The sequence below is a fragment of the Bacillus sp. 179-C3.3 HS genome (assembly GCF_047229225.1).
GTDB lineage: Bacteria > Bacillota > Bacilli > Bacillales > Bacillaceae > Bacillus.
This window is the reverse complement of the sequence record NZ_JBFEFT010000002.1, coordinates 77,257-91,141: the sequence shown is the minus strand read 5'-3', so window position 1 is coordinate 91,141 and position 13,885 is coordinate 77,257. Positions and strand designations below refer to the sequence as shown.

General features: G+C 39.1%; 18 protein-coding genes. 11 read left to right on the top strand and 7 right to left on the bottom strand.

Features of this window, described 5'->3' with window-relative positions:
• Positions 1–4: 4 nt before the first annotated feature.
• Entirely contained in the window at positions 5–175 is a 171-nt protein-coding gene (locus tag AB1K80_RS02145; RefSeq protein WP_412854973.1) for a hypothetical protein, read from the bottom strand.
• Positions 176–697: 522 nt separating this feature from the next.
• On the opposite strand from AB1K80_RS02145, the gene AB1K80_RS02140 reads away from it, so the two are divergent.
• The gene (locus AB1K80_RS02140) at positions 698–817 is read left to right on the top strand and encodes a GapA-binding peptide SR1P (RefSeq protein WP_412854972.1); all 120 of its coding nucleotides are present in this window, start codon (positions 698–700) and stop codon (positions 815–817) included.
• A 47-nt stretch (positions 818–864) separates the two neighbouring features.
• Here the strand turns inward: AB1K80_RS02140 and AB1K80_RS02135 are convergent, their stop codons facing one another.
• Complete coding sequence (locus AB1K80_RS02135) at positions 865–2,337, bottom strand: aminotransferase class I/II-fold pyridoxal phosphate-dependent enzyme (protein WP_412854971.1); 1,473 nt, start codon at positions 2,335–2,337, stop codon at positions 865–867.
• A 189-nt stretch (positions 2,338–2,526) separates the two neighbouring features.
• Between AB1K80_RS02135 and AB1K80_RS02130 the strand changes: the two genes are divergently transcribed.
• On the top strand, positions 2,527–2,796 hold the full coding sequence (locus AB1K80_RS02130; RefSeq protein WP_412854970.1) for a UPF0223 family protein: 270 nt from the start codon (positions 2,527–2,529) through the stop codon (positions 2,794–2,796).
• A gap of 26 nt (positions 2,797–2,822) precedes the next feature.
• Here the strand turns inward: AB1K80_RS02130 and AB1K80_RS02125 are convergent, their stop codons facing one another.
• Positions 2,823–3,458: a DUF1054 domain-containing protein gene (locus AB1K80_RS02125; protein ID WP_412854969.1), complete on the bottom strand. Its 636-nt coding sequence runs from the start codon at positions 3,456–3,458 to the stop codon at positions 2,823–2,825.
• 286 nt (positions 3,459–3,744) lie between these two features.
• On the opposite strand from AB1K80_RS02125, the gene AB1K80_RS02120 reads away from it, so the two are divergent.
• From AB1K80_RS02120 to AB1K80_RS02095, 6 genes are all read left to right on the top strand, one after another.
• Positions 3,745–3,933 (top strand): hypothetical protein, encoded by a 189-nt coding sequence (locus AB1K80_RS02120; protein WP_412854968.1) that lies wholly within the window; start codon positions 3,745–3,747, stop codon positions 3,931–3,933.
• 133 nt (positions 3,934–4,066) lie between these two features.
• Positions 4,067–4,876 carry an inositol monophosphatase family protein gene (locus AB1K80_RS02115; RefSeq protein WP_412854967.1) on the top strand — a complete coding sequence of 270 codons (810 nt, stop codon included), beginning with the start codon at positions 4,067–4,069 and terminating at the stop codon, positions 4,874–4,876.
• A 111-nt stretch (positions 4,877–4,987) separates the two neighbouring features.
• On the top strand, positions 4,988–6,907 hold the full coding sequence (locus AB1K80_RS02110) for a hypothetical protein (protein ID WP_412854966.1): 1,920 nt from the start codon (positions 4,988–4,990) through the stop codon (positions 6,905–6,907).
• Positions 6,897–7,160, top strand: coding sequence for a hypothetical protein (locus AB1K80_RS02105; RefSeq protein ID WP_412854965.1), 264 nt, complete (start codon positions 6,897–6,899; stop codon positions 7,158–7,160). The genes AB1K80_RS02110 and AB1K80_RS02105 overlap by 11 nt, the downstream gene beginning before the upstream one ends.
• Positions 7,160–7,678, top strand: a complete 519-nt coding sequence (locus AB1K80_RS02100) for an RNA polymerase sigma factor (protein WP_412854964.1) — start codon at positions 7,160–7,162, stop codon at positions 7,676–7,678. Before AB1K80_RS02105 ends, AB1K80_RS02100 begins: the two co-directional genes overlap by 1 nt.
• Positions 7,675–7,977: an anti-sigma factor family protein gene (locus AB1K80_RS02095; RefSeq protein ID WP_412854963.1), complete on the top strand. Its 303-nt coding sequence runs from the start codon at positions 7,675–7,677 to the stop codon at positions 7,975–7,977. The genes AB1K80_RS02100 and AB1K80_RS02095 overlap by 4 nt, the downstream gene beginning before the upstream one ends.
• A gap of 38 nt (positions 7,978–8,015) precedes the next feature.
• Here the strand turns inward: AB1K80_RS02095 and AB1K80_RS02090 are convergent, their stop codons facing one another.
• Both AB1K80_RS02090 and AB1K80_RS02085 read right to left on the bottom strand, forming a co-directional pair.
• On the bottom strand, positions 8,016–8,651 hold the full coding sequence (locus tag AB1K80_RS02090) for a hypothetical protein (RefSeq protein WP_412854962.1): 636 nt from the start codon (positions 8,649–8,651) through the stop codon (positions 8,016–8,018).
• Positions 8,652–8,926: 275 nt separating this feature from the next.
• Positions 8,927–9,106 (bottom strand): DUF5325 family protein, encoded by a 180-nt coding sequence (locus tag AB1K80_RS02085; RefSeq protein ID WP_412854961.1) that lies wholly within the window; start codon positions 9,104–9,106, stop codon positions 8,927–8,929.
• Positions 9,107–9,217: 111 nt separating this feature from the next.
• Here AB1K80_RS02085 and typA point away from each other — a divergent pair, with 111 nt between their 5' ends.
• Both typA and AB1K80_RS02075 read left to right on the top strand, forming a co-directional pair.
• Positions 9,218–11,056: a translational GTPase TypA gene (gene typA, locus AB1K80_RS02080; protein WP_412854960.1), complete on the top strand. Its 1,839-nt coding sequence runs from the start codon at positions 9,218–9,220 to the stop codon at positions 11,054–11,056.
• A gap of 97 nt (positions 11,057–11,153) precedes the next feature.
• Positions 11,154–11,435 (top strand): YlaH-like family protein, encoded by a 282-nt coding sequence (locus AB1K80_RS02075; protein ID WP_412855148.1) that lies wholly within the window; start codon positions 11,154–11,156, stop codon positions 11,433–11,435.
• A 29-nt stretch (positions 11,436–11,464) separates the two neighbouring features.
• Here AB1K80_RS02075 and AB1K80_RS02070 read toward each other — a convergent pair whose 3' ends face one another.
• Both AB1K80_RS02070 and AB1K80_RS02065 read right to left on the bottom strand, forming a co-directional pair.
• The gene (locus AB1K80_RS02070; protein ID WP_412854959.1) at positions 11,465–11,695 is read right to left on the bottom strand and encodes a YlaI family protein; all 231 of its coding nucleotides are present in this window, start codon (positions 11,693–11,695) and stop codon (positions 11,465–11,467) included.
• Between the two features lie 105 nt (positions 11,696–11,800).
• Positions 11,801–12,412, bottom strand: coding sequence for a YhcN/YlaJ family sporulation lipoprotein (locus AB1K80_RS02065; RefSeq protein ID WP_412854958.1), 612 nt, complete (start codon positions 12,410–12,412; stop codon positions 11,801–11,803).
• A gap of 140 nt (positions 12,413–12,552) precedes the next feature.
• On the opposite strand from AB1K80_RS02065, the gene AB1K80_RS02060 reads away from it, so the two are divergent.
• A complete protein-coding gene (locus AB1K80_RS02060) occupies positions 12,553–13,875 on the top strand; it encodes a PhoH family protein (RefSeq protein WP_412855147.1) in 1,323 nt (440 codons plus the stop codon).
• Positions 13,876–13,885 lie beyond the last annotated feature (10 nt).

Genomic DNA, 13,885 nt, shown 5'->3' with positions numbered 1-13,885 from the left:
CTCTTTAATTCGTATTCACACGATCTAATGCATGACCTAAGGGAGATACGATATCCTCTTTACTGCGGACATCCCCTTCAACCTTTACAATGACCTTTTCTTGATTGATGAGCAAAATAGCCGGCAGCTCATCCACTTCATCTTTCCAGCCTTTCCGATCCTCTTTTACAATCATCTTTGACATTTCCTTAGGATACTCATTTTTTAAATCCAATACCGCATCATAATAGGGACTTTCTTTATCAAGATTTTCTGCATCTGTAAAAAAGAGAATCCTTGGCTTTTGAATATGACTGACTGGGTTTGTCTCATTCGGTAAGATATACGAAAATGTGCATGAACTAAGTACAAAGAGCATGGGGAAAATAAGAAGAGTCCTCCAAAAAAACAAACTATTCACCTCAAAATCATTTGGGGTTGTACCAACTATTTAGGAGTGAATTCCCTGTTAGTGACTCTAGTGTAACATGTCTTTTTTGACAATTTTCGTTTGTTACTCAATTGTTACAGAATTGATATGAAGAAAAATACAATTGAAACGTTCTCTCAATCTGTTCATAAAAAAGCACATTTCACGAAAAATGATTCATTGTGTCATACAATTAACCGTTGACAACTCAATTATGACATCATATTATAGAATTAAGAAATGGATGAAACGCTTTCAAATTTTGAGTATAGAAAAGGGGAATGTCACGTGGGTACAATTATTTGTCAGAATTGCAATGAAACCATTGATCAATTTGAGAATGAAAAAGTGACGACACTTTACGGAACATGTGGTCACTGTCATTGCTGTGATGAAGCCTCTGAATAAATAAAAAAGCATGCAGCTCCGAATCATTTGGGGCTGCATGTTTCTTTTTATAAGATCGGTTTTTGTTCTTTAATGACTCGGATCATTTTTAAGGTTGAATCCTCTGGGCCTTGGACTGGAAGACCAATTTCTATATTTTTGAATATATACGAAATGTTTTCTTCTGTAATAATTTCACCTGGAATGAAGATCGGAATTCCTGGTGGATACACCATCACAAACTCTGCAATGATGCGTCCGGCGGCTTCTTGAAATGGAATGACCTCAGTGGTGGCATAAAAAGCATCACGTGGCGTCATCGCAAGGGACGGGATCTCAGGAAGTAACACTTCTGTGACCGCCTGTTTTTCTCCATCTCGTGTAGATGCGGCTGCAATCTCTTGCATCGCACATACAAGCGTATCAATCGTCTCGTCGGAATCACCAGGTGTCACGATACATAAAATGTTGTAAAGGTCAGAGAGTTCTACTTCAATTCGGTAACTTTCTCTCAGCCATTTCTCTACATCATGACCATTCAGCCCGAGGTCTTTAATGGAAATAATTAATTTTGTCGGATCATAATCGTAAGTGGATGCTGAGCCCAATATTTCCTTACCGATACATGTAATGCCGTCAATTTCATTCAATCGTTTTCTCGCGGCTTCAGCTAAACGAATGGCTTCATCTGCCAATGCTTTGCCTTCGGTTGCCAATCGTTTTCTCGCAACGTCAAGTGATGCTAAGAGCAAATAAGAAGTCGATGTTGTCGTCAGCATGCTCAAAATGGACTGAACGCGATCCTTTGAAACAAGCCCTTCCTTCATATTTAAAATAGAGCTTTGTGTCAGAGAACCCCCAAGCTTGTGGACACTTGTTGCGGCCATGTCGGCACCTGCCTGCATAGCAGAGAGGGGTAGCTCATCATGGAAATGAATATGCACGCCATGTGCTTCATCTACAAGAACAGGCACATCGAATGAATGGGCAATATCCACGATCGTTTTTAAGTCAGCTGAAATGCCAAAGTACGTCGGGTTAATCACTAGGAGTCCTTTTGCATCAGGATGTTTCATGAGTGCTTTCTTTGCTGATTCTGGTGTAATCCCATGTGAAATGCCTAAGTCTTTGTCGATTTCAGGATGTATAAAAACAGGAACTGCTCCAGAAAATACAATGGCAGACATAATGGATTTATGAACATTACGCGGGACAATGATTTTATCTCCAGGTCCACAAACCGTCATGACCATTGTCATAATGGCGCCGCTAGTTCCTTGAATGGAGAAAAAAGTATGGTCTGCACCGAATGCTTCGGCTGCTAACTCTTGTGCTTCTTTAATCATCCCTCGTGGTGAGTGTAAATCATCGAGAGGCTCTATATTAATCAGGTCAATGCTTAATGCATTGTCTCCAATAAATGCTCTAAATTCTGGATCCATTCCAGCGCCTTTTTTATGACCTGGAATATGAAATTGGACCGGATTGGTAGCTGCGTGTTTTTTTAATCCAGTGTATAAGGGTGTATCATGTTGTGACAATTGCTTTCCCACCTTTATCGGAATACCTGCTCTTATTGTGCCGAAAACAGCAGATTTCATTGCATAAAACAAAAGAATTATATTATGAACTGATCGGAATGTAAAGCATAAAATCAATCGGTTTTGAATAGAGAAAATGCTATAATAGAAGTTCAAATTGAAAGAGCTATGTAAAGTGAGGGACAAGTAATGGAATATCAGTATCCAATGGATGTCGACTGGACAACAGAGGAAAAGATTGCTGTGATTACGTTTTTTCAAGCCGTTGAAAAGGCTTATGAAACTGGAATACCAAAAAAAGAATTAGTAGATGCTTATAAACGCTTTAAAGAGGTTGTACCGTCTAAAGCAGAGGAAAAAACGCATTGTGCGGCTTTTGAGAAAGGGAGCGGGTATTCTCCTTATCGGACAGTGAAAAGCGCAAAAGAGGCAGAGGAAACAGCCATTATACGCATGTGAAAAACGAGCCATTAAGGCTCGTTTTTTTAAATAGATTCTTTTTGAGTGAAGCGGTATAAGAACGCTAACGTTTGAAAGGCCTCTTCAATTTTTGATAAAAAGTCTTCATTATTCATTTGAACGACTTCTTCTCTAGGGAGCTGAATCCCACAAAGAAGTTCAGCTTTCTTCACTGTTTGAACCCGTTCAAATAATGTTTTTAGCTGTTCATCGTCAAGGTCGCTATGGCGCAGAACATCCGGCTTCATATGATCTTTAGACCAAACAAAATGCTGGGGTATTTTTTGTCGAATGGTGTCTAGCTCTTTCTCGAATAATTGGCCATACTCACCTTTTACTGGAGACTCATAAATGAGCGCAAACCAAACAAATACATGGGTTTTCCAAAGCCCAATTTGAAAATGGGGCAGCTTTTTATAGCCGCGCTTGCTGTTGGCGAAAGCGACCCAGGTGTCATTTGGTGGGTTAACTGATCTTCGCGCATGCTTTGCGACATGAACAAACATCTCATCCCCTGTGATCGAAGAAAGCGTTGGAGCGAAATGTTCCCCTAGCGCCTCAAGCTTTGGACGAACTCTTTCCTTTAGTACAGTCATTCTTTCATCTAAACCATCCACTGTGAATGTCTCAAAATCTTCATCTCTAAAACGAATCTCACTCATCTTATGCCTCCTGTATCCTCTTGCTGATCATATTTTATCATAGCTTTCGACAACCTCAAAAAAAGATGCACCATCATTAGACAGAATGAGTGGGGCGCGATCTTACGTTTAAAAACATCTATATTGAGGTACATAATAAATAGGTAAAAACACAATTTTCAGAATGTCGTTGCGGTTATGCGATCGATTCATACGATATAAGCAAGAACCACTTTTCTTATATTTGAATCTTTCATCAATGGAAACTGTCAAGGAATGAATCATTCTCTGGAGGGGGCATTGACCAATGAAGCAAATCGTGAAGCATGGGTATAGACTAGAGAAGAAGAATCGCATGGCTGTATGGAGATTAGAAGTGGATTATGAGCTTTCTACGCTTCATGAAGCCATCGAGAAAAAAGATGATATGCAAATCGAGCGAAGCAAACGCAAACTGGAGCGTCTGAGAAAAGAATGGGAGCAGCTACAAGGGTAAAACAAGGTGGGGGAAAAACGAACCAATTCATCGGTTCGTTTTTGTATGAAGCTGCTTTTTTCTTGCTTTTACGTACATAATATCAGTATGCTAATATAAATAGGTGATACATAGAAATGAGGTTTACAATCTGATGACAAACTGGGTGGAAATAGACCGTCTTGCAAAACAATGGGTAAAAGAAGCGGGAAGCCGCATAAAAGCATCCATGCAGGAAGGTCTATCAATTGAAACAAAATCAAATCCAAATGACCTTGTGACAAACATTGATAAAGAAACAGAACGTTTTTTCATTGAAAAAATTCAGTCGACCTTTTCAGATCATCGCATTTTAGGGGAAGAAGGCCAAGGGGAAGAAGAAGTGACAACGCTTGAAGGCATTGTCTGGATCATAGACCCGATTGACGGCACGATGAACTTTGTCCATCAAAAGCGCAACTTTGCCATTTCAATTGGGATATTTGAAGATGGCATTGGAAAAATTGGCTTGATCTACGACGTGATTCATGACGAACTGTACCACGCAGTGAAAGGAAAAGGGGCGTACATGAATGATCTCTCGCTACCCCCTCTTAAAGAAGTCACAATTGAAAAAGCGATTGTCGGTATTAACCCGACATGGGCCATTGAAAGCCCTCATTTCGATGCCAGACCATTCGCGCGTCTCGTGCGCGATGTAAGGGGGACACGAACCATCGGATCAGCTGCACTTGAGCTCGCCTACATTGCAAGCGGTAGAAGTGATGCTTATGTCACTTTAAGGCTTGCACCATGGGATTACGCAGCCGGATGCGTATTGCTTGAGGAAGTAGGAGCAGTGTACTCCAATATTCACGGAGAACCACTTAGCTTTCTTGATAAAAACAGCTTAATGGCAGGCAATCCATCTATTTGCAAGAAAATATTGCACGATTACATAAAAGGCAGTGAAAATAGATCGTAAGAACAATCACTTCATGAAAATGAAGTGATTTTTTGGTTTTTATGAAACTTTTTGGTCATGCAAATGTCTATACGAACGAGGCCTTAATTTGATGTAAAGGATTGTGTATAGATGTTAGATTTATTTAGTGATTTATCACTCCATTTTGAAAGATTTTTTATTTTAAGTGAGTACAGCATGAAGATCATTCAATGGTGTGTTCTTGCTCTTTTTATTGTCTTCATCACACTCCCATTGTGGAAAAGAGAGAAAAGTCGTTATTTATTTTATGCAGGGGTTGTATTAAGAGTTATATTATTAGCTGGAATCACGCTAGAAATGACTCACCAAGTCATGGCCAAACAGTATGCCATCGAAACGTTTGAAGTCCTAACGGATTTTATGCAATTTCTCATTTATGGATATGTGTTGCTTGCATCACTATATTATGTGATTGCTCTTCCGTATTTAAAAAATAAGGGTGTATTCTTCACATTTGACTTATCTGTTTTACTTCTGCCTTTGTGTCAATCTGTGTTTATGATCTTAGCTGAAACGAAACTGTTCTATTCTAGCGGTGATATTGGAATCGTTTGGAGCGGCCTTATCTGGATTTCTCTCACGTGTGGATTTTCCGCATTCCTTCTGTATCTGTTTTTCCGCTTGTTTTGGCATCGAAAGTGGAAGGACTTGGTTTTGTTCTATGGATTGATTTCAGCTGTATTGCTTTATATTTTTTATCCTACTACTGGACAGAATCAACTTCAATCTTCGCTGAAATCGATTGTAATTATTGTGACAGCTGCAGGAAGCTTTATGACGATTGATTTGTTATGTGCTTTATTGAAGGACAAACTGAGATGGAGACAGTGGGGAACAGGATGTATCGTCGTCTTTTTTCTCCTGTTACTGAATCCAATCATGAATGCTCCACATCTGTTTTTCCAATTCACCAAATCTGAAATAGCAGATCATTTCTTGGATGAACAGCCACCTCTATCAGCAAAGAGCGCGAAAGAGATAGCGGCTAAATTTGTTCCCGCCGATCAGAATTTATATTTGTTGGCAGATAAAGAGTCAATTGCTTATACACATGAGTTCGCGAATGATGAGTATGAAGTAAGTATATCTGCATTTACAGGTGAATTAAATTATTATACATATCGGGGAGATGTAAACGGAAAGGAACTCACCGATAAAGAATATAAGAAAAAAACCATTGAATTTTTCGAGAAGAGCGGACGATCCGTTAATCTAGATCGCTTTGATATAGTGATTGAAAAAGAAGGTGGGAAGACGAGCGTCGTCATTTTGTCGAAAATGTCTCATGATGATCAATTTGGGTTTGCTACTTGGAAAAAGGGGACGCTTCTAGAAGCGGATTATAAGAACGCCCTTTTCCAATTGAAGGATTTCAACCGAATGAACTTAACAGAAAAAGACATAGCAAACACGATAAAGAGAGCTTATAAAGTACTCGATCTTCAACCGGCTGCCCATCAGATCACTAGTATCTATGATATTTTTCTTGATTGGAATCATGAAGTACGTGTGACAACTGCAGACCAATCTGTCTTTTATTTTAATGGATCAACAAAAGAACTGCTGAATGTACAGCTTTCGAACTCTGTCATACAACAGAAAAAAGAGAAAATCAGTGACCGTATGTTGATGAAGATGATGGGTGGTAAACCAGAAGAAGTAGTGAAGAAATCAGGTTCAGACAACGATAAGCAGTACACATTTGACCGAACTTCCCATGTATTGAATATATCAAGAGATATAGATGGAATCTATTTGCACTGGCGCTCAGATGCCACTATTCCGTACACGGTCGCAAATCGAGATCGTGATTTGATTTACCAGCAGGTACTGAATAAGTATCAACCATATACGATCTACAAAAAACAAATAAAACCAGTGATCATGACCAATAAAGAAGGAGAACGGAGAGTTTCATGGTTTGTGATCATTCAAACATTCGGATCCAACGAGCGTGAAATCTATGAAGTAAATGGACAAACAAAAGAGGTGCACCGTTTTGACAGATAAAGAAAAACAAGCCATCTTTCAAGACTTATATGAGTTATATCAAGAAGGGGAATTAGGTGACGAGGCAAGCAGTTGGATGCAAAAGCATGAGGAGCAATGGGGGTATTCTTTCGTGAGAAAAGAATGCTCCTTAGAGCGATCGGAAGATCAACATGATTACAAACAAATGAAACGCATGAAAGGATTCATTTTTACGTTGTATGTCTCTTTTATCTTATTATCCATTTGGATGACTGTGTGGTTTTATTTTTAATGTCTAGACCAAATGATCAAATTGAAAAAATATATGAAGAGCATTATCAAGAAATCACAAAGTTTTTATATCGCCGGACAGGGAATTTGGAAACGGCCAAGGACCTGTCACAGGATGTATTTATGAAAGCTTTGCATGGGCTATCTTCTTTTAAAGGGCATTCTAGTATTAAAACATGGCTTTATACCATTGCATATCACACGTTTGTCAATGATTATCGACGAAAAGTGAAACGGTCTTTTACTGAGATAGAAGATTTTGATCTGATGGAGCAACAGGTCTTTATCACACCAGAAGATCACATTGAAAAGCAAGCGGACATTCAAAGGTTGTGGAACAATATCAATCAACTGAAAGAATCCTACAGAGATGTGCTCATTTTAAGAGACATTCAGGAATTGTCATATGAAGAAGTAGCCGAAATTTTAAATTGGACATTATCTAAAGTGAAAACAACCCTTCATCGAGCCAGGTTAGAGCTGAAACGAAAGTTACATTGTGAGGAGTTCAATAAATGAGCTGTTATTTAGTGAAAGAACTGTTACCACTTTATATAGAAGGGGACTGTAGTGCAGATACAAATCAATTCATGACAAAGCACCTGCATTCCTGTGAAGAGTGTCATCAACTTTATCATGAAATGAAAGAGCCAATCCCTTTCATTAAGACTACAGATGATATGATGATCCTGTCCATGGATGAAGATGAAGAAAAGCGGAAATTTGAAAAACGTTATTACGGAAAACTGTTAGTGAGAGCATGTTTTGTGTTTGGGATTGTGTATGTATTGATGATCATTCTCTATTGGTTCAAATAAAAAAACCCCATCTGGTTTAACCAGATGGGGTTTAGCACTTAGTTTAACTTTTCTTTTGCAAGTTGAACTGCATCGTAGAAAGTTTTAAGTTGCTCTTGTGGAATTTTCTTAAGCATTTGGTTGATCACAAGTAATTCAGTTGTGCTGAAACCAAGGCTTCTAGCAATTTTTGAATCAATTACAACGTTACCTTTTTTGTCTAGAACAAGTGCGTCGCCAGCAAGATCAACAATTCTGATCACTGAATTGAAAAGTTTTTCAAATTTCGTAGCTTCTTCTTGTGTAAGACCAAGCTCAACAGCTTTCTTTGCATCAAAAACTAGTTTACCTTTTTCGTTTTTAGAGATGCTTTCACTGAAAACGATTGTTAGAACAGCAGCACGATCTAAGAACTTCTCAGCAGCAGCAGCTTCTTCTTCAGTAAGACCAAGCTCAACAGCTTTCTTAGTATCGAATGTGTAGTTGTTGTCTTCCTCAACAAATGAATTGATGAGAATGCTGATCACACGCTCGTTTTTCTCCAATAATTCTTTAATGATTTGTTGCTGTTCAAAAGGAATCCCTTTGAACGTTGCAGCATTTGCTTGCCCAGGAGCTACTGTTGTGAAAGTAAGAATGATTGCTAAAGCGAAAAATACAACAGAGCTAAGCGACTTGCTCAAAAACTTCTTCATGCTTCTTTTCTCTCCCTTTTCTGTTAAATTTTGTTGCAAGATCAGCATACCACGTTGAATATGATGGAAGAATAGGCAAAATGTACCTTTGTGTTTGGTTTTGGAGAACTATAAAAGATCTTGTCGAAAAATGTAGAGGTTCGTATGACTTATGTTTGATAATGATCATTTTCATATTTAATGTTAAATACGACCATTTATAGGTTGTTGGTCTTTATTTAGATAAAACAAAAAAGCCTTTTACATGTAGAATGTAAAAGGCTTTGGTAAAAAAATTATAATGACACGTTTAATTTTCTTTTTAATGTAAATCCTGTAGCCATGAAAATCATGGCGAGTACAATGCTAATGCATGTCCCAGGTACACTTTTTTCGGCGACAAATACGCCAATAAACGCAATGCTGGCGACTGCAAGTAATGCACATAATAATAGAAGCCATTTGATTTGTTTCATTATCTTCATCCCCTTTTTAAAGATAATATAAGTTTACAGAAAAACGATCGGCATTTAAAGGGGATTGTGATATAATGTGTAAGTTATCTAATTATTTTAGGAGATGAAAATGTGAAACTTCGAAAAGACCTTCGCAACATTGCAATTATTGCACACGTTGACCATGGTAAAACGACACTTGTAGACCAATTGCTCCATCAAGCTGGTACGTTCCGTTCGAATGAAAATATCGCTGAGAGAGCTATGGATTCTAATGACATAGAACGTGAACGCGGTATTACGATTTTAGCTAAAAATACTGCGATTAATTATAAAGATACGCGCATCAATATTTTAGATACCCCTGGACACGCCGACTTCGGTGGTGAGGTAGAGCGTATCATGAAAATGGTAGATGGTGTCCTTCTTGTAGTAGATGCTTATGAAGGCTGTATGCCACAAACGCGTTTTGTATTAAAAAAGGCGCTTGAGCAAAAGATTACACCAATTGTTGTCGTCAATAAAATTGACCGCGACTTTGCTCGTCCTGCTGAAGTGGTCGATGAAGTGATTGATTTGTTCATTGAATTGGATGCAACAGAAGAACAACTCGAATTCCCAGTTGTGTATGCATCAGGAATTAATGGTACAGCAAGTAATGATCCAAGTAAGCAAGATGAAAACATGGAAGCATTATATGAAGCGATTTTGAATCACATTCCAAGTCCAATCGACAATCAGGATGAACCGCTTCAATTCCAAGTTGCACTTCTTGATTACAATGATTATGTCGGAAGAATTGGGATCGGCCGTGTATTTAGAGGGACGATGCAAGTAGGACAGCATGTAGCCTTAATGAAAATTGATGGTTCGGTCAAACAATTCCGCGTGACGAAGATCTTTGGGTTCCAAGGATTAAAACGAGTGGAAATCGACGAAGCGAAAGCTGGGGACCTTGTCGCCGTTTCTGGTATGGAAGACATCAACGTAGGTGAAACAGTTTGTCCAGTAGAACATCAAGAGGCACTGCCAATCCTTCGTATTGATGAACCGACTCTTCAAATGACGTTTGTTGTTAATAATAGTCCGTTTGCTGGTCGCGAAGGGAAATATGTGACATCACGTAAAATTGAAGAACGTCTTGAACAACAACTACAAACAGATGTAAGTCTTCGCGTAGATCCAACAGCTTCACCTGACGCATGGGTCGTATCTGGTCGCGGAGAGCTTCATTTATCGATTCTCATTGAGAATATGAGACGTGAAGGTTTTGAATTACAAGTATCGAAGCCAGAAGTTATTGTAAAAGAAGTGGATGGTGTTCGTTGCGAACCTGTAGAGCGTGTACAAATTGATGTTCCAGAAGAGCATACTGGTTCTGTTATGGAATCAATGGGAGAAAGAAAAGGTGAAATGATTGACATGATCAACAACGGGAATGGTCAAGTTCGCCTGACCTTTACTGTTCCTTCACGTGGGTTAATCGGATATACAACTGAATTTCTTTCATTAACTCGTGGTTTTGGTATTTTGAACCATACATTTGACAGTTATCAGCCGATGCAGTCTGGTCAAGTTGGTGGACGCCGTCAAGGAGTACTTGTTTCAATGGAAACAGGGAAAGCAACTGCGTACGGAATCCAAGGTGTAGAAGAGCGTGGTGTGATCTTCGTTGAGCCAGGTACGGAAGTATATCAAGGGATGATTGTTGGTGAGCATAACCGTGAGAACGATCTTGTGGTGAACGTGAGCCGTATGAAGCAACAAACAAACGTACGTTCAGCTACAAAAGATCAAACTGTGAGTATGAAAAAGCCACGTATCATGTCACTTGAGGAATCTCTTGAGTATCTAAATGAAGACGAATACTGTGAGGTTACACCAGAGTCCATTCGTCTAAGAAAGAAAATTTTAGATAAAAATGAACGTGAGAAAGCTGCTAAAAAGAAAAAGTTAGCAGGATTATCTTAATTCCGTGAAGAATTAAAAAGATAGAACCCTTAAAGACATGGGGGAGGGAATCTTTTTGAATGATCAGGAAGTAAGTGAAAATCTATCTTTTTTCGCGATGCTGTTTCGCGTGGATGTGCAGCCGCAAACGGGGATGTGGCTCCTTTATGGCACCATCCTTGTTTTAGCGATTATTGTTTTTAAGCTCGGGTTTGCTAGACGATTACCGATTTTAAAGGCACTCATTATTTATTTGTTTTTGATTTTTGGTTGCACGTTTCTTACATTTTTAGGCATCTTCTTGCCAGTCGCAGAAGGTCTTGTTGTGGCCGCGGCCATTTTGATTATTTATAAAATTCGGTTGCATCGTGCAAAAAAAGAAGGAACAGTCAATACGTAAAAAAGACCTGACACATGATCAGGTCTTTTTTATGTTTTTAATTCATTTTTTCCTTTTTTCTTCTTTTTCTCTTTCATATTAGGATCTTGATAAAGAGAAAATCTGCCAGTTTTTATGCGTGCTTCTGTTTTTTCTTTAATTCTTTCTTGGCAATCATCGCACATATATGTATGAATCGGTCGATTTCTTAACCGTTTAGCAACTAGAGTATCATCATCAATTGTTTCAAGCTTCTCACATAACGAGCACTTTACTCTCACTATTTTCACCTCACTTTATGGATTGATTATAGCATGTTTTCAATGCCTTTTAAAAATGCTCTAGATGAAAAAGGCTTATATCAAAGGAGATATAAGCCGTTCTCATTATTTCTTCTGATTCATATGATGGTTTGATTGATCGTTTTGTTGTTTTTCTAACTGTTTTTGGTCATGTTGTTGGAGTTGATCATCTGGTGTGTTTGTCGGGTCTTGTTCATGATTGATTTCATTATGAGGCATCTCTGGCATCACGCGTCCGACTATGGCAGCAAGTTCGTCCATTATTCCACTGATAGGGCGGCCTGCTTGAATTTCTTTCCCCATTTGTTTTAAGCGACTCACTGTATCTGGGTCAGCGACTACAACCGCATTTGCACCTTGGGGGTCATTTTTCAGTGCTTTTGCGACCGAATATTTAATGGTTTCCACTTTGCTTCTATCTAAATCGTCTTTCACATCAATCCCAACGACAGCATATGGGCCAATGACAATGGCTGTTGCATCGTTGACATCGGCTACATGTTCTGTGACGTTCACGAGGTGCTGCGCGACATCTGCTGATGGGCGTGTTTGGTTGGTGTTCTTCTTCGTTGAGTCTGATACTCGGACGATGTGCTTTTGTCCATCCTGTTTGTCGATCGCTTCAGGTTTTTCCTGTTGCTGACAAGCGCCTAACAAAATCGTTTGAATCATGAGTAAAGTAAATATAAGACGCATTTGTATTCCCTCCTTCTCAAGCTACTTGATTTATTTTATTGTTGAATTAACCTTCTAACTTTATTCATGAAAACATATATTTTAACAATCGTTTTGGAAAGACAAGGATGGAATGAAACCCCAATCAGGAGGCGAAGGACCTGAGTAAAATTTATGTATTAGATACAAATGTATTATTACAGGATCCGAATTCAATCTTTTCATTTGAAGACAACGAGGTCGTGATACCGGCCGTTGTGTTAGAAGAAGTAGACTCGAAAAAAAGATATATGGACGAGGTGGGGCAAAACGCACGGCGCGTCTCACGGTTCATCGACGGCTTGCGTGCGAAAGGCAAACTCCATGAGAAGATCACGCTAGAGTCGAAGGGCACGCTGCGAATCGAGCTGAATCATCGTTCTTTCCATGAACTACAAGAAATCTTTATCGAAAAAACCAATGATAATCGTATTTTAGCTGTAGCAAAAAATTTAAGCTTAGAGGAAGACACGAAGCCATATGGTAGACCGGTCATCTTGGTCAGTAAGGATGTCTTGGTACGGGTAAAGGCTGATGCCATTGGGCTACAGGCGGAGGATTATTTAAGTGATCGGGTGCTGCAAAGTGATGATATAGATAATGGCTTTCACGAACTGTATATTCCGACAGAGCAATTAAATACGTTTTATAAACAAAATCAATTGCAAGTAAAAGACGTTTTGAATACACCGCTACATCCTAATCAGTTCCTCATTATGAAGGGAAATGAAGGTGGTTCTGCATTAGGAATGCTTGATCAAAAAGCAGAACAAATCAAACGGCTCATTTATGATCAAGAACATATTTGGGGAATTCGTCCAAAGAATGTTCAGCAGACCATGGCGTTAGAACTGCTTTTGCGTCGAGATATTCCGCTTGTGACACTCATTGGCAAAGCGGGAACAGGCAAAACCTTGCTTGCACTTGCCGCAGGACTGATGCAAACAGAGGATCTCGGCATGTATAAAAAACTCATCGTCGCCCGTTCCATCGTTCCAGTTGGGAAGGATTTAGGCTACTTACCTGGAGAAAAAGAAGAGAAGCTAAGACCGTGGATGCAGCCGATTTTTGACAATCTTGAATTTTTATTTAATACAAAAAAACCAGGTGAACTCGATGCGATACTGGCTGGGATTGGGTCGATTCAAGTGGAAGCCTTAACGTATATTCGCGGAAGAAGTATACCAGATCAATTTATTATCATAGATGAGGCACAAAACTTAACTAAACACGAAGTGAAAACATTGTTAACACGAGTTGGAGAGGGTAGTAAAATTGTGCTGATGGGAGATCCAGAGCAAATTGATCATCCTTATTTAGATAGCTTAAATAATGGGTTAACTTATGTCATTGAGCGCTTTAAAGGGCAGCAAATATCTGGACATGTCAAGCTTGTCAAAGGAGAAAGGTCTGGACTTGCACAGCTTGCAGCTGACTTATTGTAGTCCAGACCCT